Source organism: Rhodococcus sp. WWJCD1 (assembly GCF_002258735.1).
GTDB lineage: Bacteria > Actinomycetota > Actinomycetes > Mycobacteriales > Mycobacteriaceae > Rhodococcoides.
The window spans coordinates 84,188-108,669 of the sequence record NZ_NOXY01000025.1; the positions used below are offsets into that span (position 1 = coordinate 84,188).

Genomic DNA, 24,482 nt, shown 5'->3' on the forward strand with positions numbered 1-24,482 from the left:
CCTGCCCGTGTCGATGAGATATGGGTCGGCGGGGAGCCCGAAGGAAATGCAGCGAGGGGTCATGCGTCCGAGTCAACGTGCCCGTCGCTACCGAGTCGTTGGCAAATGTTGCCGACGCTGACAGGTCGGTTTCGGACCTCGGTGAGCGCGTGTCGATCGATGACGCAGCAGGTGGACGAACGGTCGATCGACAGCCCATAATCACCGATCATGGACACACAGGTAGTCGACCATCCTTTGACCGCAGCACTTTTGACGACCATGCGCGATGTGCACAGCGACAACGCCACCTTCAGATCTGCGCTGCGCCAGCTGACTCACACGTTGGTCTACGAAGCGTTGCGTGATGCGCGAGTGGTGGAGTTCGATGTCGAGACTCCGGTTGCCCACACCACTGGGGTTCGGCTCGCACACCCTCCTCTGCTCGTACCGGTGTTGCGCGCGGGACTCGGCATGGTCGAGCAGGCGAGCTCGCTGATTCCGCAGTCGGGCGTCGGGTTCATCGGTATGGCGCGCGACGAGGAGACGCTCGAACCCGTGCCGTATCTGGAGTCGCTGCCCGCCGACCTGTCCGGTACCCCGGTCTTCGTTCTCGATCCGATGGTGGCAACCGGTGGTTCGATGACCCGGACGATCGATCTGCTGGTTGCGCGCGGAGCAACCGATGTGGTCGTCGTGTGCGTGGTCGTGACCCCCGAAGGCATTGCTGCTCTGGAGAAGTCAGGCCATCCCGTCAGAGTCGTCACCGCTGCCATCGACGATGAGCTCGACGATCGGGGCATCGTCGTGCCCGGTCTCGGTGACGCGGGTGACCGTCAGTTCGGACCTCGCTGAACGGACCTCGTCACCGTCCACCGTACTTCGAGGTGATGCGACTCTCCAACCACTGCAACGCAATCGTGGGCGGCAGTGCCATCACCAGGATCAGCACAACCGTGCCCATGATGTTCTCCATGCGCACCAGGCTGACGTTGCGCAGCAGTTCGTATCCGATGCCGCTGGACGACGAGAACATCTCGGCGAGAAGCAGTCCCAGGAACGCCAGGCCGAAGGTCATCCGCATACCCGTCGCCAATGCCGGGAGCACCGCGGGAATGACGATCTGACGGATCAATCTGGGCCAGCTCACCTGCAGTGACGCCGCCATCTTCAGGTGGATTCTCTGGACAGATGCCGTCGCCTCGACCGCGACGAGGAACATCGGGATGAAGGCGGCGTAGAAGGAGAAGCCGAATCGGCTCAGTGCGCCGATTCCGAGGAACGACAGGAAGATCGGGTACAGCACGATCTTCGGGATGCTGTTGATCGAGTAGACGATCGGGGCGATGGTTCGAGTCCAGAACGGACTCAGTCCCAGCGTCAGCCCGAGCAGCGAACCCACGACCGTGCTCGCCAGAAACGCAAGCACGAGAATGCGCAGCGAATCCCCGACATTGGCGCGGAAGTCCGCCTTGCCCAGGTCTTCGACGAGCGAGGCCATGGCCTCGGCCGGCGTCGGGAAGATGAGACTGTCGACGAGAACCGCCGCGACCCACCAGATCAGGACCGCAACGACGGCTACGACCAGTGGTGGGAGGAAGCGTCGGGCGTTGGTGCGGCCTGCGGACGAGGTGACCTTCGGGGGAGCGGTGGGTGTGGTGGCTACTCTGTCCAAGGTGCTGCTCATCAGCGGCGCCTCCAATCGAATCGGTTGAGCGCGAGAGAGATCAGCGAGGTCGAGAGCAGAGCGATCAGCGCCACGATGAGGATCCCGGCGTACATGTCGGCGATGTCGAACCCGTCGTAGGCGATGGAGATGAAGTGGCCCAGGCCTTGAGTCGACAGGATGAACTCACTGGCCAACACCGAGATGACGGCGTACGAGAGCCCCAGCTTCAGTCCGGTCACGATGCTCGGCAACGCATACGGAAGTAGAACCGATCGGAAGTACTGCCACCGCGTGAGCATCAGTGTGGTGCCGAGCTTGGTGACGATCGGCGATACCGAGTTGAAACCGGTGCGGGCGTTCAACGCCACCACACCGAACGCGAAGATCGTGGACAGAATGGCGATCGGAGCCACACCGGCACCGAACAGCACCACCATGATCGGGTACAGCGCGAACGTCGGGACGGCATAGTAGACGTTGAGGTACGGCTGAAATGCTCTGTCCCACAACTCGTACCGCCACAGCACGTAGGCGGCGGCGACACCGAGTACGGAACTGAGCACGAAGGCAAGGACGATGATGCCCAGCGTTCGACCCAACTCGTCGATCAGGAAGTCAGGGTCGGTCAGCAAGCTCAGCGACGTCGAGATCATGTCGGTCACCGGAACGATGTCCAGGGGTGAGGCGAAGAACCGTGCCGAGATGTCGATGGCCACCAGTGCCGCGACGAGGATGAGTACCGTCCATCCCCATGCTGGGAGACCGAGTTGTTTGGAGGGGGCAGGCCGGATGTATCCGGGGACCACGGAGGCGCGCGTGCTCTCGCGCGTGGGCGTACTCATGGTTCGATGCTCATCGTCTTCTTGGCCTCGTCCCGCAGCCGTGACCAGATACGTTCGTGCAGAGCGACAGCCTCGGGACTCGCCAGTACGTCCTCGGATCGCGGTCGCGGGAGGTCGATGTCCACCTCGTCGATGAATCGGCCGGGCCGCGCGCTCATCACCAGCACGCGATCGGACAGCAGTACCGCTTCCTGGATGCTGTGAGTGATGAACAGGACTCCGCACGTGAGCTTTTCGACGATCTTGAGTAGCTCGTACGACATGACCAGTCGCGTCTGCTCGTCGAGTGCTCCGAACGGCTCGTCCGCGAGAATGAGGTCGGGTTCCATGGACAGGCACCGCGCGATGGCCACACGCTGGCGCATACCGCCCGACAGCTGGGTGGGGTAGTGGTCGCCGAACTTGCTCAGCCCCACAGTGTTCAGCAGCTCGTCGGCGCGGGCGCGTCTGTCCCGCTTGCCGACGCCCCGCACTTCGAGGGCGAACGCCACGTTGTCGCGGACGGTCCGCCAGGGCAGCGTCGCCGATTCCTGGAAGATGACTGCAGTCTTGGACCGAGGGCCGGTGAGCGGTTGGCCGTCGACGTGCACGGTGCCGCCGTCGTGATCCTGTAGTCCGGCGAACACCTCGAGCAGAGTGGACTTGCCGCAGCCACTGGGCCCGACGACGGAGACGAATTCGCCTCGGCCGATGGACAAGTCGATCTCGTGGAGGGCGGTCACATCACCGAAGCGCCGCGACACCGACGATGCGACGGCGATGGCGGAGGTGGTGTCGGGGCGGGGTCGAGTCGCTGCGTGAGTCACGTCGATACCTTCTGGTGGTGGGAAATTTCGGTCAGGAGTCGCAGTCGCCGGGGACATCGTTCTCGACTCCTTCGGCGAGGAACTCCGGGTCGAACAGAGTGCAGAAATTGGGTACGCGATCGCTCCCCGACGCTTCCACGCCGTCCTGGGCGGATTCGACGGACGCTGTGTCGAAGCCGCCGCCCCACGTGCCGACCGAGGACGCGCGTTCGACCACTGCGGTGGCCGACTCGACGTCGAATCCCGTGTACGCCGCGTAGATCTCCGCGGCGGCAACAGGATCGGCATTGATGGATGCGACCGCCTCGGTATAACCGGCGTTGATCGCACGCACGACGCCCGGGTTGCTCGCGGCGTAGTCCTTGGTCGTGGTGATCGTCGACTGCAGGAACCGCGACATGTAGTCGGGGCTACTGACGATCAGCTTGAAGTCCTCGGGCCGCTGTTCGGCGACGATGGAGGGGACGAGGGCGATATCGACGTTGCCGGCTTCGAGAAGTGCAAACCCCTCGCCGATTCCGCCGGAGGCGACCCGCTCGATCTGGCCGGCGTCTACGCCCGCGAGAGAGGGAATGAGGCGTGTGAGGGCGTCGGAGGCCGAGTTGGGACGGGTGTAGGCCCACCGGCGGACGTCCTCGATGGAGTTGATGTCGGTGTTGGAAGCGAGCGCGTAGAAATTCATCGGGTACGGCCCCTGCGTGCCGCCGCCGACGATGCGCAGTTCGGAGCCGGCCGCGTCTGCTTGCACGATCGACGGGTAGCTGACTTCACCGATGGGGATGTTGCCGTCGAGCAGCGTGCGCATGGTCGCGCTGCCGCCCTTGCCCGGCACGATGTTCTCCACGATCACGCCGTGCTTCTCGAACAGTCCCTGCTTTTGCGCGACAAGCCAAGGGATGCTGTAGATTTCGGCCGCTGCCGAGACGGTGACGTCGATCGTGACCGGGTTGGCCGGGTCCGCGTCGGGACCGGGATCTGATCCGCACGCCACCAGCGCGCCGGACAGCGCCACAGCTGTCATGATCGAGGTGATTCGGCGTAAATGCATCTGCGTCCTCGCTTGCTGATCGGCGTGACGGTGCCGAAGTGGGAGTGTCGGCTGTCGCATGCCCACCTGTAGTGAGACGTACGTAACAGCTGCTATCTACTTAAACATAAGATGTTTAGGGCGTCAAGGTGAGGTCAACTGGGACAAAATCACCGTAAAGGCGGGATTATCGCCGTTAAAGATCTGATGTATGCGGTGGTCTGGCTCGATGCCATTCGGTCGCCGCTTGGTATCGCTCGCCCAAGCCGAACAACGCACCCTCACGGTGCGCCGCAGCGGTGAGTTGCGCTCCCACCGGCATACCCGAGGACGGGTGGAACCCGACCGGCAGAGCCAGCGTCGGGCCGGCGTGCAACGACCATGGATACGTGAATTGTCCCATCCGGCGCGAGAGCGCGACCACGTCGTCACCCCCGTCCCTCGGGGGGACATCGACGGGCATGGCCGGGGTCAGCACCACGTCGACCATCTCGAACGTGGTGGTCATGGCCTCGCGGAACAGATCACGGCCAGCGAGTGCACGGGCACGGTCGGACTCGGAGATACTCAGGCCCAACGCTATTCGCTCATGGGTAGCGGGTTGGAAGCGTGAAGGCTCGGTGTCGAGCCGGTGCCGATGGCGCCGAGCTAGGTCGCTGTACACGATCGTGTAGACGATGTCCTGGGCGTCGGCGGCGTGCTCGAGTTGGATGGGGACGATCTCGTACCCCAGTTCGGCAAACGTGCGCACCGCGGCCGCGACGGTCTGCGCAACGCCAAAGTCCACGTCCGCGGTGAGGAACACAGTGGGCACGCCGATGCGTGTGACCTCCGAGGGCTCGGATGGGCTGGGGGACAGGACGTCGAACAGGGCTTTCACTTCGGTAATCGCCCTCGCCATCGGGCCTACGGTGTCGAACTGCTCGCTCACCGGGAACACACCGTCGTTGCTGATCGATCCCCAGCTCGGGCGGAGACCGGTGAGTCCGCATGCCGCGGCGGGTAGGCGCACCGACCCGCCGGTGTCGGTGCCCAGGGATGCGTCGACCAATCCAGCGGCGACGGCAATCCCCGATCCGCCACTCGATCCGCCGGGCACCCGGGTGCGATTCCACGGGTTGTACGACGGGCCGGCGGCCGAATTCTGCGAGGTGACGCCGACGGCGAACTCGGCCATGTTCAGTTTCGCGACCACCGACCCGCCTGCGCGTCGCAGGCGGGAGACGACTTCGGCGTCCGACGCGGCGACGTTGTCCTCGAAGAACTCCGACGCGCAGGTGGTCTCGACGCCGGCCACGTCGATGTTGTCCTTGACGCCGATGCGCAGGCCGGACAGGGGCCCCGGGGTGTCGTTCCGGTCGTCGATCCACCGGACGACACCGCCGAAGGTCCCGTCCTCGATCAGGCTGCGCTCCGGGCGCGCAGCTCGGCCGTCGCGTCCTCGTCTACCGTCCACGAATCGGTGTTCACGACCACACCGTAGTCGCGGCGAGCATCGTCCTCGGTGAGGTACTCGTCCCAGACGTCGCTGAGCACCTGGAACGGATCACGCTCGAACGGGTTTCCGAATCCACCGCCCGAGGGCAGTTTGATCTCCAGCGTCTCACCGGAACGAATCGTCTCCTGAGTGACCTTGGAGTACAACACTTCCTCGCGGTCGGTCCCGGCGTTCCTGGTGAACGAGCCGGACACACCGTTGTGGCCACCGAGGGCTCCAGCCGGCGGATCCGACCGGTTGTCGGCCTCGGACCCGAGGAACGTATCGGTCTCCATCAACCACTTGCGCACACTGCCGATACCGCCGCGCCACTTCCCTGGTGCGGGAGCCTCGTCACGCAGCTCGTACCGCAACGCGCGCATGGCGTGGTTGAGCTCGAGCTCCTCGATGGGGTTGTTGCGGGTGTTCGCCATCAGGGCGTCGACGGCGTCCATACCGTCCTTGCCGTTGCGGCCGCCGTACGAGCCCTCGTTGATTTCGATGTAGACCCAATACGACTCGCCGTCCGGCGCGATGCCCGAATAGGCGATGGCGCACAGAGCGGCGGACGATCCCGCGATCGCATGATCCGGAAGCACCGGGGCCAGTGCAAGATTGATCGAGTCGAATACGCGGTTCACCTGCGAGAACCGCGCGAAGCACGATGCGGGGAAGTCAGGGTTGAAGATCGTCCCCTCGGGGGCATAGGCCTTGACGGGTCGGAAGCACCCGTCGTTCTGAGGAACGAATTCCTCCGTCAGATCCTCGTCGAGCAGAATCGTGCGAATGGCCGAGACAGCCACCGGTAGAACCGAACCCTCGAACGGGACGTTGAACGCGGTGGGCACCTGGCTGTTCGAGCCGGTGAGGTCGATGAGAATGTCCTCGCCCTCGACCTGCACCCGCACGGCCACCTTGAGCGGTTCGTTGCGGTTCTTACCGTCGTCGTCGAGGTATCCGATGGGCGCGGTGTAGCTGCCGTCCGGAATCTCTCGAATCTTTTTGCGCAGCATGGACTCGGAGTAGTCCATCCAGCGTTCACCCGCACTCATCACGGTATCGAGGCCGTACTTCTCGAGCAGCTCGGTGAATCGTTTTTCGCCGATCCGCGAGCAGGCGATCAATGCTTCGAGGTCGCCGCGGTTCTGCTCGGGCGTGCGGACGTTATCGAGGATGTGCTGAATCAGGTAGTCGTTGCGGACCCCGGCCTCGTAGATCTTCATCGAGTCCGTCAGCTTGCCCTCGGCCCACACATCGACGACGTCCATGCACAGGCCTGGGAAGTTGCCGCCGACATCGGACACGTGACCGGTACACCCGGCGAAGCCGATGTGCTCGCCCTGCCAGAAGATCGGAATGATCACGCCGTAATCGGGTGAATGCGCCGCTCCGTGGTACGGATGGTTGTGCAGCACCACATCTCCGGGCTTGTACGTTCCGGCGAGGCGACGGTTGACGCCCTTGATGTAGGCGGGAATCGAACCGCAGTGCATCGGAGTCGAATCCGACTCACACAGTTCGCGTCCGTTGATGTCGAAGATGCCCGCGCCGAGGTCCTCGGACTCTCGGATGAGCGATGAGTACGCCATGCGGTAGAGGACCTGGGCCATCTCCTTGGCCATCGACTGCAGTGCTCCGCCGATGACGCGCAGGGTGATGGGATCGACCTCGACGTCGTTCCAGGTTCGAGTGGATTCGCCCGCAAGTGACACTCCGGTGGTGGGCATCAGCGCCTTGCTCATGCGGGGTTCCTCTCGATGATGATGTGGCCGACGGCGTCGACGGTGGCGTGCTGGTTCATGCCGATGATCGTGGTGGAATCGAACTGCTCGACGATCGCAGGACCGTCGATCTTGTTGTCCGCCAACAACAACGACCGCTCGTAGACCGGGGTGTCCACCCATTGCGGCGCGGACGTCTCGTCCTGCCAGAACAGCGCCTGCGTGGTCGTCTTGATCGCGGCCGAGGAGTCGGCGGTGCCCACGGCGATGTCGGCGATCTGCACGTGCGGAACCGCACCCACGCCGGTGACACGGACGTTGATCAGCTGTACGGGCTTGTCGTCGAACCGCTGTGAGTAGGTGCGTCCGTGCACTTCGTGGAATGCCTCGGCGACGGTCTTGACCCACACGTCGTCGATGTCGCCGTCCGGTGCGGCGACGCGCAATTCGTAGCCTTGGCCCACGTAGCGGCAGTCGACACTGCGTTCGAGCGAAATGTTCTCGGCTGCAACACCGTCCTTCTCGAGCTGCGCGACGGCGAGGGCCGACAGACGCTCGATCTGCTCCTGCAGAAGTTCGATGTTCGGGTCTGCCGAGGATGTCCACACCGTCGTCGGCTCCTCGTAGCGGATGTCGGTGGTGAGCAGGCCCACGGCGGAGGTGATGCCGGGGTGACCGGGCACGATGACTCGCGGAATGCCGAGCTGGTCGGCGATCTGCCACGCGAACAGTGGCCCCGCGCCACCCTCGGCGATCAGTGAGAAGTCGCGTGGGTCATAGCCTTTGCGCACCGAGTGCAGGCTGATCGCCTCGGTCATTGAATGGGCGAGGATCTTGAAGATGCCCATCGCGGCGTCGTCGAGCGGGGTGTCGAGCTTGTCGGCGATATGCGTCTGAATCGCCTCGCGTGCCAGCTCGGGCTTGACCTCCATGGTTCCGGACAGGAAGCTCTTCTCGCGCAGCCATCCCATCATCACCATGGCGTCGGTGGAGGTCGGTTCGGTGCCGCCGTGTCCGTAGCACGCCGGTCCGGGAACGGCACCAGCACTGCGTGGTCCGACGCGGAACATGCCGCCGTCGTCGACCACGGCGATGGAACCGCCGCCGGCACCGATGGTGTCGACCTCGGCCATCGGCACCATCGCGTGGTAGTCACCGATTCGGGTGTCGAGCAGATGCTTCATCCGCAGGACGCCGTCCGGTGCCACCCCGACGTCCGCGGAGGTGCCACCGACATCGAGGGTGATGACACTGGGGTAGCCGGACGCCTTGCCGATGGCGCAGCCGCCGAGCAGGCCGGCGACCACACCGCTGGTCAGGAGTGAGACCGGGATTTCGCTGGCGCTGCGCGAGGTGACTAGCCCGCCGGCCGAGGTCATGAGGTGTACGTCTTCGCCGACCTGCGCCGCCTTGGCCTTACCGGCGAGGTTCTCGATGTACTTCGAGGTCTTCGGTCCGATGAAGGCGTTGAGCGCGGCGGTCGAAAAGCGTTCGTACTCCCGGTATTGCGGGGCCACCTCGCTGGAGAGGGAGATGAAGACGCCGGGGAACTCCTCCTCGATGATGGCTCTGACGCGTTGCTCGTGAGTCGGATTGCGGTACGCGTGAAGGAATGCGACGGCGATGGCCTGCACGCCTCGCTCACGTAGCAGTCGAACCTGTTCTCGCACAGCATCTTCATCGAGCGGAGTCAGAATATTTCCTGCTGCATCGATGCGTTCGGGGACTACCCGACGGTTGCGTCGCGGCACGAGCTGCCACTTCTGCCACGGAAGATCCTGGTAATTCGAGTAATTGAGAGGACGCTTCTTGCGTGCGATGTGCAGCAGGTCGCGGAAACCCTCGGTGGTGATCATGCCGACGTCGCAGCCGTTGTGCTCGAGCACGATGTTGGTGGCCACGGTGGTGCCGTGGAAGAACATGTCGATTTCGGACGGGTCGATCCCTGCGCGTTCGGCGAGGACCTTGATTCCGTCCATCGTGCCGATCGAGGGATCGTGGTTAGTGGACGGGGTCTTGTGCACGACGACCGTGCCGTCGTCGTCCCACAGGACGAGGTCGGTGAACGTGCCGCCGACGTCGACTCCAATGCGTTTCATGCTGCGTCCGTTCTGTCGGTGCCCGAGTGGAGCGGGAAGGCGTGCTCCGCCTGTTTACGAAGTCGTTGGGTCACCGCTGAGGTGACATGAGTCATAGTGCTGATGATCAACCGGAAAAGCAATACCTCTGATGTATTGCGTCTACTTTGTCTAAATTTCCAGTCTCGTCCGCGACGGTGTCGGATTTTTCCTACGAAAGAGCGGATGTATCGAGGGTTGCGATCCCTGCATCTCCGAGCATCGGCCAGGCTAAGCTCGAGCCGACCAGTACCCGTCGTCGACAACCAGGGGGCAGAAGTGGCTCAATCGGCTTCGCTCAAGGCCACCGCCAAGAGTGTCCCCGCGTATGCGGTTCTCGCCGGCCATCTTCGGAGCCGCATTCTGTCCGGTGAGCTGCAACCGGGGGAGCGGCTACCAGGCGAGTCCGAGCTCACCGCCGAGTTCGGCGTCGGCCGTAGCACCATTCGCGAAGCTCTCCGGTCCCTGGCCAGTCAGAACCTGATCGAGACGACCAGGGGAGTGACCGGAGGAAGCTTCGTTGCCGTCCCCAGCGTCGGACACATCAGTGAGCATCTGGAGACCGGTGTGGCCCTGATGGCCGCAGCCGAAACCGTCACCGTCGACCAGCTGATGGAAGTGCGCAACCTGATGGAGGTACCGGCCGCAGGCATTGCTGCGTTCCGCCGCACCGACGAGCATCTAGAGCAGCTCAACGCGACGATCTTCGACCCCAATCAAGTGCAGGGGCCCGAGACCTTCGCCAAGAACCAGGAATTCCACCTCGTCTTGCTTCGCGCGGCCCACAACCCCCTGCTCGAGCTCATCACCGCTCCTGTCTTTCGCGTCCTGTCCGGTCGATTCGGTCGCGACCACGCGCCCGAGGGCTTCTGGCAGTGCGTCGACAGCGACCACCGAGGACTGCTGGACGTGGTGCAAGCGGGTGATTCGATGGCCGCAATGGACTTGATGCGCAAGCATCTCGACCACCTCGGCGACTCGTACCGACAGATGGATCGACTCCGCAACCCATAAACATCTGCTCTTTATCGGGTCGATTCACCTGAACTTCGTTGGATTGTCGGTTTCCTCGAACCCTTGACGCCGTAAACATCTGATGTTTATGGTCTAGGTAAGGCACTCGCCAAACTGACACGAGGAGACACGGTGGCAATCCATCCGGCCGTTCTGGGGCGCTTCTTCGACGACTACGCCGTGGGGGACGTCTACCAACATCCCTTCGGGCGGACGATCTCGGAGACCGACAACACGTGGATCACGCTGCTGTCGCTCAACACCAACCAGAACCATTTCAACGCGCACCTGGCATCGCAGAACCCCATCACCGATGGGAAGGTCATCGTCAACTCCGGCTTCACAGTCTCTGTGGTGCTGGGACTTTCGGTGATCGACATGAGTCAGAACGCGATCTCGAACCTCGCCTTCACCGACATCAAGATGTCGCACCCGGTGTACGCAGGCGACACGCTCTACGCCGAAAGCATCTGCACCGGACTGCGCAAGTCCGAATCACGCCCCTATGCCGGCATCGTCTCGATGATCACCCGCGGCCTCAATCAGGATGGCGTCGAAGTCATTTCATGGAAGCGCTCGGTCATGGTCGCCACCCGCGACAGTGGCATCGGGCAGAACTACTTCCCCGAAGCGAAGAACGGCCCGCTCGAACTCCCCGCAGACCCTGAACTACAGACGAAAGATTCCGACGCATGAGGCCACTCGAAGACGTCCGCATCATCTCCCTCGAGCAGTACGGCGCGGGCCCGTTCGGCAGCCTGCATCTGGCCGATCTGGGCGCGGATGTCATCAAGATCGAGGACCCCAGTGTCGGCGGCGACGTCGGACGCTACGTCCCGCCCTACAACGAGGGTGAGGACTCGCTCTTCTTCGAGAGCTTCAACCGCAACAAACGGTCTCTGTCACTGGATCTTTCGACACCGAGCGGGCGAGCGGTGTTCGAGGACCTCGTCCGTACCAGCGACGCCGTCTATTCCAACCTCCGCGGTGACGTGCCCGAGAAGATCGGCATCACCTACGACCAGCTCAAGCACCTCAATCCCGCGATCGTGTGCTGCAGTCTCACCGGCTTCGGTATGACCGGCCCTCGCGCGAAAGAGCCTGGCTACGACTACATTCTGCAGGGTCTCGCCGGCTGGATGAGCGTCACCGGCGACCCCGACGGCCCGCCCACCAAATCCGGTCTGTCGCTGGTCGATTACTCCGGTGGATTCGTCGCTGCCATTTCGCTGCTGTCGGGATTGCACGCTGCCCGACGCGACGGCATCGGCGGGGACTGCGACGTCTCGCTGTACGACACAGCGATGTCTCTGCTCACGTATCCCGCGACGTGGCATCTCAACGCCGGCTTCGAGCCGATCCGTACGAAGAACTCGGCGCACCCGTCCCTGGTGCCGTTCCAGGCCTTCGAGGCGACGGACGGCTGGCTCATCGTCGGCTGCGCGAAGGAGAAGTTCTGGGACCGGCTCGTCGTCGCCATCGATCGCCCGGATCTCGGTGCCGATCCGCGGTTCAGCAACTTCTCGCTGCGTGGCAAGCATCAGGACGTGCTCTTGCCGATCCTGGAAGCGGTGTTCGCTACGAATACCGTCGAGCACTGGCTATCGAAGCTCGGCCCGGCCGGGGTGCCGACCGGTCCGATCAACGACGTCGAGCATGCGCTGACCGAACCTCACACGCTCGCACGCAATCTTGTGGTCGAGACCGAGCACCCGGTGTACAACACGGTTCGCCAGGTCGCCTCACCGGTGAACTTCGGTTCCGAGGCCAAGCAGTACCGCCGAGCGCCGCAGCGCAACGAGCACTTCGACGACATCGTGCGCGACCAACTGGGCTACGACGACGAACGCGTCGCAAAACTGAAGGCGGAGGGTGCCTTCGGAACGGCGAAGGACGAGGTTCGGGCGTGACCTCGGCGATCCTGGCGGAGTGGGCATCGGGTGTCACCGTTGCCGACCTGCCGGAGAACGTCCGGCACGCGGCCGCGCGTCACCTACTCGACGGCGTGGGCAATACCGTTGCGGCCCAACGCCTCGGCTACGGCCGACCGGGCTGGACTGTGGCCGACGCTCTCGGCGGCCCACCGGAGGCGCGGCCTCTCACAGGTACACGCGGACTGTCCGCGCCGGCAGCCGCTTTCGCGACCGGGGTGATGCTGCACTCGCTGGACTTCGACGACACGCACGCGGGCGCTCTGGTCCACGCGACGGCCGTATCCCTTCCTGCGGCATTTGCCGTCGGGCAGCAGGTGTCGGCCTCGGGCTCAGATGTATTGACCGCCGCCGCCCTAGGTCTCGAAACTGCCTGTCGCCTCGGTGAAGTCAGCCCGCATGGATTCCACGCTCGGGGCGTGCATGCCACTGCAGCGGTGGGTCCGTTGACTGCCGCACTTGTTGCCGGCCATCTCTCGAAGTTCGACACCGAGACGTTGGTCAACGCTCTAGGTATCGCCGGGTCGTCGAGCTCGGGACTGCTCGAGTTTCTCGATACCGATGCCGACACCAAAGCGCTGCATCCTGGATCAGCCAGCATGAACGGTGTGCTGGCTGCCCGCCTCGCCGCCGCCGGTGCCACTGGACCATCGTCGGTTCTCGAAGGTCGACGCGGAATTTACGCTGCGCTGACCGACCGGCCGACGAATTTTGCGGCACTGACGGAGGGACTTGGCACCCGGTGGGAAGCCACCCGGATCGGCATCAAGCCGTACCCCAGTTGCCAGCTGATGCACGTCACGCTCGATGCAGTGACGAAGGCGCTCGGCGACAACGCAGTTCAGGCCAGCGATGTCGCCGACATCGAGGTGTTCGTTCACCCCGATTCGAGTCCGTTTGTCTGCGGACCCAACACCGGGGTCGCCTCACCGCGTAGTACCTACGACGGCAAGTTCGACCTGCCGTGGAGTGTGGCGGCATTACTGCACGACGGCGCGATCACCGTCTCTACGTACACCGGCGAGTCCATCGCACGCGAAGACGTCCTCGCCACCGCCCGGAAGGTGCGGGTGACGAACCTCCCGTCCGAGGTTCCCGCGGCCGCCGCGTCGGGCAGGGCGGTTCTCACCCTCACCGACGGACGAGTGTTGGACGCCTCCGTCGGCGGCAGTCAGGGATCCGCTGGATTCCCGCTGAGCGACGACCGTCTGCTGGAGAAGTTTCTCGGCAACTGCGGCAACGACTCTCGTGCCGCCGAGCTCGCCGACCGCATCCTCGGACTGGTCGACGAAACCGACCTGACCGCCATTCTCGATCTCGCCGCAGCCATCGCGCCGGCACCGTGACACTTTGATCGACGACACCCCAACCGACAGGACTTCATCATGGACTTCACATACGACGAACAGCAGTCGGCATTCCGTAAAGCGTTGCGCACCTTCGTCGACAAGGAAATCGTCCCGGTAGCCAACGAGTGGGAGAAGACGGGTCGGTACCCCACCGAGATCGTCGAGCACATGAAGGCCATGGGCCTGTTCGGGATCACGACGCCCGAGGAGTACGGCGGCCTGGACCTCGACAAGGTCTCGTTCACCCTGGTCTACGAGGAGCTGGCCCGAGGATGGATGGGCGTCGCCGGCATTCTCGGCAGCCACAACCTCTCGTGTTGGATGATCGGCAAGCACGGCACCGAGGAGCAGAAGAAGACACTGCTGCCCAAGCTTGCGTCCGGTGAATGGCGAACCGGTGTCGGTCTCACCGAGCCCGGTGCCGGTACCGACCTGCAGGGCATCAAGACCACCGCCAAGCGCGACGGCGACCACTACGTCGTCAATGGTGCCAAGACGTGGATCACCAACGCACGGCACGCGAATGTGCTTCCGGTACTGGTCAAGACCGACACCTCGACCACGCCGGCGCACAAGGGTATGTCGCTGCTGCTGATCGACACCACGACCGACGGGTTCGAGGTGCAGCGCGACATGGGCAAGCTCGGCTACAAGGGCACCGAATCGTGTGAGATCACCTTCACCGATGTGCGCGTCCCCGTCGATGCGCTTCTCGGTGGTGTGGAGGGTCGTGGTCTGCAACAAGCACTGTCGGGTCTCGAGATCGGCCGTCTCAACATCGCCGGACGCAGTGTCGGCATCGCGCAGGCTGCCTACGACGCCGCGCTCGAATACGCGAAGCAGCGCACCGCATTCGGTCAGCCCATAGCCGAGTTCCAGGCCATCCAGCTCAAGATCGCCGACATCGCGACCCAGCTCCAGGCTGCACGTCTGATGACTTACTGGGCTGCATCACAAGCGGATTCGGGTAAGCGAGTGGATATGGAAGCCGGCATGGCGAAGTACTTCGCCTCCGAGGCCGCCATCACTGCCAGCCTCGAGGCCATGCGTATTCACGGTGGCTACGGCTACTCCACCGAGTTCGTGGTCGAGCGCCTCTACCGTGACGCCCCGCTGATGGCTATCGGTGAGGGCACCAACGACATCATGCGCACCGTCATCGCGAAGTCCCTCGTCGCGGGTACGGGAGTCATCGGATGAGGTCGGCTCTGACGTACCTCTACGTTCCCGGGGACGTGCCGGAGCGCTTCGACAAAGCACTGGCATCGGGCACTGACGCGGTGGTGTTGGATCTCGAAGACGCCGTCACCGCGGAGAACAAGGACCATGCCCGTGCGACGGTGGCTGCGTGGGTTGCAGCCTGCGAACCGGGTGACGTGCAGATCTGGGTACGCGTCAATCCAGGGGTGTTGCAGGAAGACGACATTCGTGCGGTGCTGCACCCGAACTTGACGGGTGTCTGGCTGCCCAAGGTGTCGTCTGCTGGTGAGATCGAACAAGCCGATGCTCTGTTGAGTGGCAGTAGCGCGGTGGTCTCGCCCCTCATCGAGACGGCCGCCGGAGTGTTCGCCGCTCTCGAGATTGCCCGTGCACCTCGGGTGCGGTTCCTTCAGATCGGGGAAGTGGACCTCGCCGCCGATCTGGGTGTCGACGGCTCCGCGGAGTCACTGTCGTTCGTGCGCGCTCAGGTGGTGGCGGCCAGCGTCGCGGCCGGAATCGATCCGCCGCCGGCAGCGGTGTCGCGCAACTTCCGCGATGCCGATGCGTTCGAGGCTGATACACGCACGCTGGCCGGTCTCGGGTTTGTCGGTCGCGCGTGTATTCATCCGGCTCAACTCGCTCCTGTACGAACGGTGTTCGTGCCATCGGAGGACGAGGTGCGTGAGGCAGAGGAATTGTTGGCCGACTTGGAACGTGCCACCTCAGGTGTGGCCGTCGACAGCAAGGGATTCCTGATCGACGAGGCCGTTGCCCGAACCGCTCGTCGAGTGGTGGAGCGAGGAGCCGCGCGGGAGACGATGGCTCGGAGCTGACCAGCTCGACGTCGAGAACAAGTCACACGTGAAACACGGCTGTGACGACGGCAAGTGGCCCTGCAGACCATCGAGGTCTGCAGGGCCTTTTGCGGTGGTGATCAGTCCGCGCTCGTTGTCGCTCCCAGGAGATCGCGGACAGTGTTTGCAACACTGATGAATTCAGGCTTCTCCATCGTTGCGCTGTAGTCCCGATGCACAGGAAGGTCGACGTCGAGGATGTCCACTATCCGACCCGGCCGCGGGCTCATGACGACCACCCGGTTGGCGAGGTACACCGCTTCGGCGACGGAGTGGGTGACGAGCATTACCGTGGTACCCGTTTCCCGCCAGATGCGGTGCAGCTCGACGTTCATCTTCTCGCGGGTGAGAGCGTCCAGAGCTCCGAAAGGCTCGTCCATGAGCAACACTTCGGGTTCGTGAAGCAATGCGCGGCAGAGGGATACGCGCTGCTGCATACCGCCGGACAGCTCGTGGGGGAGTGCTCCCTCGAAACCCGTCAACCCGGTCATCTCGATGAGCTGATCGGCCTTCGCGGCCGCTGCCTTCTTGTTCATCCCGCGCATCTCACCCTGAAGCAGAATGTTCTTGCGCACGGTCCGCCATTCGAGCAATGCAGCACGTTGGAAGACGTAGCCGATGTTGCGTTGCGGGCCCTTGACCTCCTTGCCGACCAGCTGGACCGACCCACGCGAGGCACCGGTGAGGCCGGCGACCACTTTGAGGAGGGTGGATTTGCCGCAACCGGAAGGCCCTGCAATGGAGACGAACTCACCTTTCCCGACTCGGAGGTCGACGTCGGAGAGAGCGGTGACGTCACCTCGTTTGGACGAGAACTGGACGCTGAGGTTGTCGACGGAGACCGCGGTCTCCGTCACGGTGGGAGGCCGTTCGCTGGTGATCGCATTCATGGTCACGTCTCATTCCTCGTTGGAGGTGAAGGTCGAGTCCCAGTAGGTCGAGGACTCGGCTCCAGCCTCGGTGAGTCCGGCATCGCTGAGGATGCTGATGGTGTTGGCCCAGTCCTCGTCGCTGTTGACACCCGGAGCCATTCCTTCGGTGTTGTCTGTGGTGAGCAGCGGAATGGTTTCCTGCCACTGCTGCAGAAGCACCGACTCCGGCGGAGTCTGCGGGTCCTTACCGACCATCGATGCTACGGCCGCTTCAGGATTGGCGATGGCTGCCTCGAACGATTCGCGGGTGGCGTCGACCATGGCCTGAACGAGTTCGGGGGAGCGCTCGATGGTCGACGTGTTGGCGATGAGGCCGTTGCTGTAGAAGTTCAAGCCCTCGTCGGAGTAACGGAGGTAGCGCATCTCGCGCCCGGACTTGTTCGCGATGTTGGGCCCCTGGTCGTGTGCGAAGCCGATGAGACCGTCGACCTGACCCGAGAGCATCGCGGCGATCTTGCCCGCGGAGTCCAGACTCTGCTGCTGAACTTGGTCCTCGGGAACGCCGACGCGGTCGAGGAAGATGGGGAATGTAGTAGTGGGCGCATCCCCGGCGGAGACGGCGATGGTCTTTCCGGCGAGGTCGGCGGTGGTTTGGATCGGTCCGTCTGCGTAGACCTGCACAGCCGACGGCGTCGTCTGCAGGAATACGCCGAGGCTCTTGATCTTGACCCCCTTGTCGATGTTGGACATCACGGCCGCTGTGTCGGCCCAGCCGAAATCGGTCTGGTTGGAGCCCGCGGCCTGTGCGGTCTTGGTCGATCCCTGGCCCGCAGTGATGGTGAGGTCGATACCGTGCTCGGCGAAGATGCCTTCTTGCACTCCGTAGTAGAACGGGGCGTGCTCGCCGTAGGGATACCAATTGAGCATCAGCGAGGTCGCGGTGGTTTCACCGTCGGCACCCGGGGCCTTCTCCTCGCCTCCACCTCCTCCGCTGCATCCGGCGAGTACGAGAGCGGACGACGCGACGGTCGCCACCAGAACGTTCTTGAGCTTCATGAAATGTGTCCTTCGATGGAGGGAGAGCATGCGGATCACACAGCGCCGACGGACGCGGTGGAGCGACGCGATGCGTGCCAGGGGATGAGGAACTTCTCGGCAATCTCGATGATCAGGAAGAGGAGAATTCCCAGGAGTGACATGATGATGAGCGCGGCGAAAAGCATTGCTGTGTCGATGTTTCCGTTCGCCTGGAGGATCACGTACCCCAGACCTTCGTTGGCACCGACGAACTCACCGACCACAGCTCCGGTCACCGCGAGTGTTGCGGCGATCTTGAGACCGGACATGAGCTGCGGCAACGACGCGGGAAAACGCACCTTGCAGAACGTCTTCCACTTGCTCGCACCCATTGTCGAGGTGAGTTCGAGGATCTCGGGATCGACCGAACGCAATCCCGCCATTCCGGCGATGACGATGGGGAAGAAGGCCATGAGGACGGCCACGAGGATCTTGGGGCTGGGACCGAATCCGAGCCACACGACGAACAGCGGCGCAATGGCGATCTTCGGAATCACCTGGGCGAACAGGATGAGCGGGTACATCGTCTTCTCGATCGAGGACGAGTAGATCATCACCACTGCGACGGCGATACCGACGCCGCTGGCGATGATGAAGCCGGCGACGGTTTCGTACGTCGTAACCCAGGTGTGGCCGGCGAGGTAGGACGCGTTGTCCACCATCGTCGACCACGTGTCACCGGGTGACGGAAGAATATAGGGCGCAACGAGTTCGGAGGCCGTGACGGCCCACCATGCCGCGACGAGCACAGCCACGAGGGCCAAGGGTCGCCAGAGGCCGGACCAGGTGTTGCGGAGCGAAGGGAACCGTCGACGACGGGTCGGTGCGGGTTGAGGAACCGACGCAGTGGCAGAACGGACTTCGACCGACGATGTTGTCGTCATAAGGAGTCCTCGATCTAGTAGGAGGCGGGTCCGTCTACTCCCGCTGGAATGCGCTTTCCGAAGCTGTCGCCCAACGTAGTGTGATCGCGCCCACAGTGTCAAGCAATTCGGACAATCAGCTGTTCAGAGCAGTGCTGCGCCGCAGGACGACGGTTCCCGGGGCCCACTCCCGGCTTCCAGGGCGACTATCCGGATCGAGGGCGAGCTGCACGGCTCGCTCGCCGATATCCACCAAAGAGAGTGCGACGGTGGTCAGGCTCGGAGAGTGATCGCGCAGCGTGGGGATGTCGTCGAATCCGGCGACGCAGACGTCCTCCGGCACGCTCAGGCCCAGCTCACGCCACGCTGCGATTGCCCCGATGGCCATGACGTCGGTGACCGCGAACACGCAGGGTGGAACGCCGTGACCGGGGGAGAGCTCGAGCGCAGCCGCCAGGCGCCGCGCGGCGCTGTAGCCACCGTCTCGTGAGAAGTCCCCGGCCACTTCGATTTCCGGTGTGACGCCGTGTGTGCACAGTGTCTCGACGAAGCCGTTGCGACGATCGGTCGAGGTCCGGATGTTTCCCGGGCCGCCGATGATCGCGAAGCGGCGATGGCCGTGCTCGTGCAGGGCCTGCGCCAAAGCCGCCGATGCGGCGAAATTCTCGGGTTCGACGGCAGAGGCGAACGGTACCGGTTGCCCGATCACGACCACCCTGCCGCCGTTGTCGCGGTATGCCGCGAACTCCTGTTCCAACGCTCGGTCCAGGTCGCCGCTCTGCCTCGAGCCGGCCAGGATGATGGCGTCGGCGCGGTGCGAGATGAAGGTGGCGACCGACTGCCGTTCGAGAGCGAAATCGCGCTCGGTACTGGCCAGCAGTACCAGCTTGTCGGCCGCGCGAGCCTCGTTCTGCACGCCGCGAACGATGGACGAGAAGTAGGGGTCGGCCACATCGTGCACCACGAGCCCGATCAAGCCCGTCGACGACCGGGCCAGCGCCTGGGCCTGAGCGTTGGCGATGTAGCCGAGATCGGCCGCTGCTGCGCGTACGCGATCGGCCACACCCTCGCCGGGCACTCGTGACGAGCCGTTGAGTACCCGCGACGCTGTGGCCTGCGAGACGCCCGCAGCCGCGGCCACATCGCTCAGTCGTACTGCGGCCATACACCCCTCACCCCCTGCGAAATTGCTGCGATCGACGAACGACTCTTGACCGATCGACTTCGACAGCATAGCTTGGAAAGCGCATTCCGAAGCTGACTTTCCCTCACGACGCGTAGTGGACTTTCCGCCACACCGTCGCCGCGGCCCCATCCGTCATGGCTCGCCGTCGTCCCACGTCCTTCGTCATCAGTGCACAGAAAGGGCAATCTCTCATGCCCACACCCACCCGTACCTTGCGCATCGCCATGAACGGCGTCACCGGCCGCATGGGCTACCGTCAGCATCTCCTTCGGTCCATTCTGCCCATCCGCGACGCCGGCGGACTCCTTCTCGACGACGGCACGCGCATCCAGGTCGAGCCGATCCTGGTCGGCCGCAACGAGGCCAAGCTCCAAGAGCTCTGCAGCCGGCACGGTATCGCCGAGTACACCACCGACAGCTCATCCGTCATCGACGACGCGTCCATCGACATTTACTTCGACGCCCAGGTCACCTCGCGGCGCGCCGAGGCGCTCTCGTCGGCGATGAAGGCCGGCAAGCACATCTTCACCGAGAAGCCGACCGCCGAAACGCTGACGCAAGCAATCGAATTGGCCCGCATCGGGCAGAACGCGGGCATCACGGCCGGTGTTGTGCACGACAAGCTCTACCTCCCAGGACTGGTCAAGCTCAAGCGGCTCGTCGACGAAGGCTTCTTCGGTCGCATCCTCTCCCTGCGAGGCGAATTCGGCTACTGGGTCTTCGAGGGCGACGGTCAGCCCGCCCAGCGTCCCAGCTGGAACTACAGGGCCGAGGACGGCGGCGGCATCGTCGTCGACATGTTCTGCCACTGGAACTACGTTCTCGAAGGCATCCTCGGCAAGGTCCAGACCGTCACCGCGAAGACCGCCACCCATATCCCGACGCGCTGGGACGAACAGGGCCACGAGTACGCCGCCACCGCCGACGACGCCGCATACGGCATCTTCGAGATGGAGAACGGCGTTGTCGCCCAGATCAACTCGTCATGGGCGGTGCGAGTGTTTCGAGACGAACTGGTCGAATTCCAGATCGACGGCACGCACGGATCGGCGGTCGCGGGGTTGCGCAACTGCGTCGCCCAGCATCGTTCGCACACCCCCAAGCCTGTGTGGAACCCAGATCTGCCCGTCACCGAACCGTTCCGCGACCAGTGGCTCGAGGTTCCCGCCAACGCCGACCTGGACAACGGCTTCAAGTTGCAATGGGAAGAGTTTCTCCGCGACGTCGTCGCCGAACGGCCGCACCGCTACGGTCTGCTCTCCGCCGCCCGCGGTGTTCAACTGGCCGAGCTCGGTCTGCGATCCTCGGCCGAGGGCCGTCGCCTCGACGTCCCGGAGATCGCGCTGTGACCGCCGTCGACTCCCGGGTGTCGATCACCCTCCCCGGCTACGGGGTCCACGCGCTCGGTGAGCCGGGCGAGTGGACCAAGCCCACTGCACCCATCACCTCACGCGTCGCATATGCCGCCGCGCACGTCATCCCAAAGGCCGCGGGGGACAACACTCCGGGGTCTCCCGCCGACATCGACTGGGACTCCACCCTGGCGTACCGTCACGAACTCTGGTCCTACGGACTGGGCGTCGCCGACGCGATGGATACCGCCCAGCGCGGCATGGGCCTGGACTGGGCCGCGACGTCCGAGCTGATCCGCCGCTCCGGAGCCGAAGCCGCTCGCGTCGGCGGGTCACTCGCCTGCGGTGCGGGCACGGACCAACTCGACCTGGATGCGCTGCCGTCGGGCAAGGACGGTCTCGCTGCTGTACTCGACGCCTACCGTGAGCAGATCGCGGTGGTCACCGAGTCGGGTGCGAAGGTGATTATCATGGCCTCACGCGCCCTGGCTCGGGTGGCGACGTCACCCGACGACTATCTGTCGGTCTACTCGACCCTGCTCGACGAGGTCGATGAGCCAGTCGTATTGCATTGGCTCGGAACGATGTTCGATCCGGCGCTCGCCGGGTACTGGGGAAGCGCAGACATTTCGACCGCAACGGACAGGTTCCGCTCGCTGATCGATTCGTATGCAGCCAAGGTCGACGGCGTGAAGGTGTCGTTGCTCGACGCCCAGCACGAGATCGCCCTGCGAGCCGGGCTACCCGACGGCGTCCGCCTCTACACCGGCGACGACTTCAACTACCCCGAGCTGATCATCGGTGACGGACAGCATCATTCGGATGCGCTGCTCGGCATCTTCGCCGGTATATACCCCGCGGCGTCGACGGCATTGCAGGAACTCGACCTCGGCAACACCGCTCGCGCCGAGGATATTCTGCGCTCGACGCAGGAACTCGGCCGGCACATCTTCGGCGCTCCCACGTATTACTACAAGACCGGAATTGCGTTCCTGTCGTGGCTCAACCGCAAGCAACCTGGGTTCTCGATGGTGGGCGGCTTGGCATCCGGACGCAGCGTGCAGCATCTGACGACGCTGTTCGTCCTGGCCGATCGCGCAGGGTTGCTGGCGGATCCATCGCTGGCCGCGCACCGCATGGGGCTCTACCTCGAACTGAACGGGGCAGCGTCGTGAGTATCGCACCGTTCGACCTCGACAACCCCTACGCAGCACTGTCTCTCAACACCAAGACGACGAACGCCTGGACGCTGAAGCAAGCCGTCGACGGTGCCGCGCGAGCCGGGCTGGGTGCAATAGGTCCGTGGCGGGATCGAATTCAGGAAGCCGGTGTGAGCGAGTCGGCCAAGCTGATCTCGGACGCCGGTCTGCGGGTGTCGAGCCTTTGCCGCGGGGGTTTCCTCACGGCGCTCGACGACGACGGTCTCGACGACAACCGTCGCGCTCTCGACGAAGCCGCCGAACTCGGAGCGCCCGAGCTCGTGATGGTCATGGGTGGCATCCCCGATCGCGACCTCGTCGGAGCTCGGGCTCGGGTGGAGGAGAGGCTGGCCCTGCTCGTTCCGTACGCACTCGAGCGGGGTGTGCGCATCGCGCTCGAACCCTTGCATCCGATGTTCGTGGCCGACCGCGCGGTCATCTCCACACTGAGACAAGCATTGTCGATGGCCGAGCCGCACCCGGTGGAGGCCGTGGGCGTCGTCGTCGACACCTTCCACGTGTGGTGGGATCCGGAGCTGGAGTCGCTGATCCGAATTGCTGGTGAGCGTGGCCGCATCAGCTCGTACCAGGTGTGCGACTGGCTGGTGCCGATGGAAGCCGACCCCCTCCTCTCTCGCGGAATGATGGGCGACGGTGTGATCGACTTCGAGTCCATCGGCCGATGGGTTCGAGGCGCTGGATACCGGGGTGATGTGGAAGTGGAGATCTTCAACGCTGCTGTGTGGGCGACCGACGGGGACCAGGTGATCGAGACGATGAAGCAGCGCTACCGCGATCTGGTTCTGCCCAGTCTGATCGCATGAGAATTCTCTTCGCCCCCGATTCCTTCAAAGGCACCATCGACGCTGTCGACGCCGCCGCGGCGCTGATCGAGGGGTGGGCTGCCGTCCGGGCCGGTGACGACCTGGTGTCGATGCCGCAGGCCGACGGGGGTGAAGGGACACTCGATGTGCTTGCAGCGTGCTCGGCTGACCCGACGTGGTCGTCGGTGTCCGGTGTCTGCGGCCCGGACGGTCGGCCCGTCGACGCGCGATGGTTGACGCTCGAGAGCGGCCGGGCGGTGATCGAGCTGGCGGAGTCCTCGGGCATCGCGATGATGGAGTCGCTGAATGCACTGACCGCGACGACGCGCGGGCTCGGAGACGTGATCCGGGAGTGCGGTTCGGATCGAATCTCGGTGGCACTCGGGGGCTCGGCCTCCACCGACGGTGGGTTGGGAGTGCTCCGGGCACTGGGTGTTCGGGTGCTGGACGAATCGGGTCAGGACGTTCCGGAGGGCGGTGCCGGTCTGCTGGTCGCCCGATCGGTGGACGCGTCGGGCCTCGCGGGAGTGCCGTCCGACATCGAATTGCTGACCGATACGCGCGCGGGGTTGTTCGGACCCGACGGTGCCGCGCAGGTATTCGGGCCGCAGAAGGGTGCGTCGGCCGCGGATATCGAGATGCTGGACGGGGCATTGCAGCGCTGGGCCGAGTTGCTCGCCGACGCCGGCTTGCCGGCCGACCCGTTCATGCCGGGGACCGGCTCTGCCGGCGGAGTCGGATTTGGGCTGTGCGCGCTGGGGGCTCGTGTATCCGGCGGGGCGGAACGGGTGTCGGAGCTGACAGGACTGTCGGCTGCTGTTCCTGCAGCGGACCTCGTGGTGACGGGTGAGGGCAAGTTCGACCGCACGTCGCTGACGGGCAAACTCGTCGGACATGTGGTCCAGATATGTTCGGACGCTTCAGTTCCGGTGTCGGTGGTCGCCGGGGCAGTGGATTCGGACGTCGAAGTGCGGACCGTGTCGCTGACGGACCTTGCCGGCAGTAGCGAGGCGGCCATGGCGGATCCGCGACGATGGTTGATCGCTGCTGGACGGCGTCTGGCACAGAAAGTCCGATAGCGACGGGCATCGAGAACGCCGTCGGAATCGGATGACGGCGCGGG

22 protein-coding genes are annotated in these 24,482 nt (G+C 64.2%); 11 read left to right on the forward strand and 11 right to left on the reverse strand.

All coding sequences use genetic code 11. The features are described from left to right. Positions 1–210: 210 nt before the first annotated feature. Entirely contained in the window at positions 211–834 is a 624-nt protein-coding gene (upp, locus tag CH286_RS17630) for a uracil phosphoribosyltransferase (protein ID WP_094609947.1), read from the forward strand. Positions 835–844: 10 nt separating this feature from the next. Here the strand turns inward: upp and CH286_RS17635 are convergent, their stop codons facing one another. The 7 genes from CH286_RS17635 to CH286_RS17665 form a co-directional block, all read right to left on the reverse strand. Further along, on the reverse strand, positions 845–1,666 hold the full coding sequence (locus CH286_RS17635) for an ABC transporter permease (protein WP_094609948.1): 822 nt from the start codon (positions 1,664–1,666) through the stop codon (positions 845–847). Further along, positions 1,666–2,490, reverse strand: a complete 825-nt coding sequence (locus CH286_RS17640; RefSeq protein WP_094609949.1) for an ABC transporter permease — start codon at positions 2,488–2,490, stop codon at positions 1,666–1,668. The genes CH286_RS17635 and CH286_RS17640 overlap by 1 nt, the downstream gene beginning before the upstream one ends. Beyond that, entirely contained in the window at positions 2,487–3,251 is a 765-nt protein-coding gene (locus CH286_RS17645) for an ABC transporter ATP-binding protein (protein ID WP_176458284.1), read from the reverse strand. The genes CH286_RS17640 and CH286_RS17645 overlap by 4 nt, the downstream gene beginning before the upstream one ends. 76 nt (positions 3,252–3,327) lie before the next feature. Further along, positions 3,328–4,344 (reverse strand): ABC transporter substrate-binding protein, encoded by a 1,017-nt coding sequence (locus CH286_RS17650; protein WP_094609951.1) that lies wholly within the window; start codon positions 4,342–4,344, stop codon positions 3,328–3,330. A 175-nt stretch (positions 4,345–4,519) separates the two neighbouring features. Continuing rightward, positions 4,520–5,779: an amidase gene (locus CH286_RS17655; protein ID WP_255182700.1), complete on the reverse strand. Its 1,260-nt coding sequence runs from the start codon at positions 5,777–5,779 to the stop codon at positions 4,520–4,522. Continuing rightward, a complete protein-coding gene (locus CH286_RS17660) occupies positions 5,725–7,542 on the reverse strand; it encodes a hydantoinase B/oxoprolinase family protein (RefSeq protein WP_094609952.1) in 1,818 nt (605 codons plus the stop codon). The genes CH286_RS17655 and CH286_RS17660 overlap by 55 nt, the downstream gene beginning before the upstream one ends. After that, positions 7,539–9,620 carry a hydantoinase/oxoprolinase family protein gene (locus CH286_RS17665; RefSeq protein WP_094609953.1) on the reverse strand — a complete coding sequence of 694 codons (2,082 nt, stop codon included), beginning with the start codon at positions 9,618–9,620 and terminating at the stop codon, positions 7,539–7,541. Before CH286_RS17665 ends, CH286_RS17660 begins: the two co-directional genes overlap by 4 nt. Before the next feature lie 297 nt (positions 9,621–9,917). Here CH286_RS17665 and CH286_RS17670 point away from each other — a divergent pair, with 297 nt between their 5' ends. The 6 genes from CH286_RS17670 (at position 9,918) to CH286_RS17695 (ending at position 15,965) form a co-directional block, all read left to right on the forward strand. Next, positions 9,918–10,652, forward strand: a complete 735-nt coding sequence (locus CH286_RS17670) for a FadR/GntR family transcriptional regulator (RefSeq protein ID WP_249305372.1) — start codon at positions 9,918–9,920, stop codon at positions 10,650–10,652. A gap of 132 nt (positions 10,653–10,784) precedes the next feature. After that, positions 10,785–11,348 carry a MaoC family dehydratase gene (locus CH286_RS17675; protein WP_094609955.1) on the forward strand — a complete coding sequence of 188 codons (564 nt, stop codon included), beginning with the start codon at positions 10,785–10,787 and terminating at the stop codon, positions 11,346–11,348. Further along, complete coding sequence (locus CH286_RS17680; protein WP_094609956.1) at positions 11,345–12,562, forward strand: CaiB/BaiF CoA transferase family protein; 1,218 nt, start codon at positions 11,345–11,347, stop codon at positions 12,560–12,562. Before CH286_RS17675 ends, CH286_RS17680 begins: the two co-directional genes overlap by 4 nt. Beyond that, a complete protein-coding gene (locus CH286_RS17685; RefSeq protein ID WP_094609957.1) occupies positions 12,559–13,929 on the forward strand; it encodes an MmgE/PrpD family protein in 1,371 nt (456 codons plus the stop codon). Before CH286_RS17680 ends, CH286_RS17685 begins: the two co-directional genes overlap by 4 nt. Before the next feature lie 39 nt (positions 13,930–13,968). Further along, the gene (locus CH286_RS17690; RefSeq protein WP_094609958.1) at positions 13,969–15,132 is read left to right on the forward strand and encodes an acyl-CoA dehydrogenase family protein; all 1,164 of its coding nucleotides are present in this window, start codon (positions 13,969–13,971) and stop codon (positions 15,130–15,132) included. Then, positions 15,129–15,965 carry an HpcH/HpaI aldolase/citrate lyase family protein gene (locus tag CH286_RS17695; RefSeq protein WP_094609959.1) on the forward strand — a complete coding sequence of 279 codons (837 nt, stop codon included), beginning with the start codon at positions 15,129–15,131 and terminating at the stop codon, positions 15,963–15,965. Before CH286_RS17690 ends, CH286_RS17695 begins: the two co-directional genes overlap by 4 nt. A gap of 101 nt (positions 15,966–16,066) precedes the next feature. Here the strand turns inward: CH286_RS17695 and CH286_RS17700 are convergent, their stop codons facing one another. From CH286_RS17700 to CH286_RS17715, 4 genes are all read right to left on the reverse strand, one after another. Further along, positions 16,067–16,876: an ABC transporter ATP-binding protein gene (locus tag CH286_RS17700; RefSeq protein WP_094609960.1), complete on the reverse strand. Its 810-nt coding sequence runs from the start codon at positions 16,874–16,876 to the stop codon at positions 16,067–16,069. A 9-nt stretch (positions 16,877–16,885) separates the two neighbouring features. Beyond that, the gene (locus CH286_RS17705) at positions 16,886–17,914 is read right to left on the reverse strand and encodes an ABC transporter substrate-binding protein (protein WP_094609961.1); all 1,029 of its coding nucleotides are present in this window, start codon (positions 17,912–17,914) and stop codon (positions 16,886–16,888) included. A gap of 35 nt (positions 17,915–17,949) precedes the next feature. Beyond that, positions 17,950–18,819: an ABC transporter permease gene (locus CH286_RS17710; RefSeq protein WP_045840810.1), complete on the reverse strand. Its 870-nt coding sequence runs from the start codon at positions 18,817–18,819 to the stop codon at positions 17,950–17,952. 115 nt (positions 18,820–18,934) lie between these two features. After that, a complete protein-coding gene (locus tag CH286_RS17715; protein WP_094610019.1) occupies positions 18,935–19,963 on the reverse strand; it encodes a LacI family DNA-binding transcriptional regulator in 1,029 nt (342 codons plus the stop codon). A 212-nt stretch (positions 19,964–20,175) separates the two neighbouring features. On the opposite strand from CH286_RS17715, the gene CH286_RS17720 reads away from it, so the two are divergent. From CH286_RS17720 to CH286_RS17735, 4 genes are read left to right on the forward strand one after another with little or no spacing between them, the layout of a single operon-like run. Continuing rightward, positions 20,176–21,333: a Gfo/Idh/MocA family protein gene (locus CH286_RS17720; protein WP_094609962.1), complete on the forward strand. Its 1,158-nt coding sequence runs from the start codon at positions 20,176–20,178 to the stop codon at positions 21,331–21,333. Further along, on the forward strand, positions 21,330–22,511 hold the full coding sequence (locus CH286_RS17725) for a dihydrodipicolinate synthase family protein (RefSeq protein ID WP_094609963.1): 1,182 nt from the start codon (positions 21,330–21,332) through the stop codon (positions 22,509–22,511). Before CH286_RS17720 ends, CH286_RS17725 begins: the two co-directional genes overlap by 4 nt. Continuing rightward, complete coding sequence (locus tag CH286_RS17730) at positions 22,508–23,359, forward strand: sugar phosphate isomerase/epimerase family protein (protein WP_094609964.1); 852 nt, start codon at positions 22,508–22,510, stop codon at positions 23,357–23,359. Before CH286_RS17725 ends, CH286_RS17730 begins: the two co-directional genes overlap by 4 nt. Then, on the forward strand, positions 23,356–24,438 hold the full coding sequence (locus CH286_RS17735; RefSeq protein ID WP_094609965.1) for a glycerate kinase: 1,083 nt from the start codon (positions 23,356–23,358) through the stop codon (positions 24,436–24,438). The genes CH286_RS17730 and CH286_RS17735 overlap by 4 nt, the downstream gene beginning before the upstream one ends. The last annotated feature ends 44 nt before the right edge of the window (positions 24,439–24,482 follow it).

Bases quoted from the DNA above. Each gene is read 5' to 3' on its own strand.
- CH286_RS17705 (WP_094609961.1), bottom strand. From the start codon at position 17,914: ATGAAGCTCAAGAACGTTCTGGTGGCGACCGTCGCGTCGTCCGCTCTC.
- CH286_RS17680 (WP_094609956.1), top strand. From the start codon at position 11,345: ATGAGGCCACTCGAAGACGTCCGCATCATCTCCCTCGAGCAGTACGGC.
- CH286_RS17650 (WP_094609951.1), bottom strand. From the start codon at position 4,344: ATGCATTTACGCCGAATCACCTCGATCATGACAGCTGTGGCGCTGTCC.
- CH286_RS17660 (WP_094609952.1), bottom strand. From the start codon at position 7,542: ATGAGCAAGGCGCTGATGCCCACCACCGGAGTGTCACTTGCGGGCGAA.
- CH286_RS17710 (WP_045840810.1), bottom strand. From the start codon at position 18,819: ATGACGACAACATCGTCGGTCGAAGTCCGTTCTGCCACTGCGTCGGTT.
- CH286_RS17700 (WP_094609960.1), bottom strand. From the start codon at position 16,876: ATGAATGCGATCACCAGCGAACGGCCTCCCACCGTGACGGAGACCGCG.
- CH286_RS17665 (WP_094609953.1), bottom strand. From the start codon at position 9,620: ATGAAACGCATTGGAGTCGACGTCGGCGGCACGTTCACCGACCTCGTC.
- CH286_RS17735 (WP_094609965.1), top strand. From the start codon at position 23,356: ATGAGAATTCTCTTCGCCCCCGATTCCTTCAAAGGCACCATCGACGCT.
- CH286_RS17695 (WP_094609959.1), top strand. From the start codon at position 15,129: ATGAGGTCGGCTCTGACGTACCTCTACGTTCCCGGGGACGTGCCGGAG.
- CH286_RS17640 (WP_094609949.1), bottom strand. From the start codon at position 2,490: ATGAGTACGCCCACGCGCGAGAGCACGCGCGCCTCCGTGGTCCCCGGA.
- upp (WP_094609947.1), top strand. From the start codon at position 211: ATGGACACACAGGTAGTCGACCATCCTTTGACCGCAGCACTTTTGACG.
- CH286_RS17720 (WP_094609962.1), top strand. From the start codon at position 20,176: ATGCCCACACCCACCCGTACCTTGCGCATCGCCATGAACGGCGTCACC.
- CH286_RS17690 (WP_094609958.1), top strand. From the start codon at position 13,969: ATGGACTTCACATACGACGAACAGCAGTCGGCATTCCGTAAAGCGTTG.
- CH286_RS17715 (WP_094610019.1), bottom strand. From the start codon at position 19,963: ATGGCCGCAGTACGACTGAGCGATGTGGCCGCGGCTGCGGGCGTCTCG.
- CH286_RS17635 (WP_094609948.1), bottom strand. From the start codon at position 1,666: ATGAGCAGCACCTTGGACAGAGTAGCCACCACACCCACCGCTCCCCCG.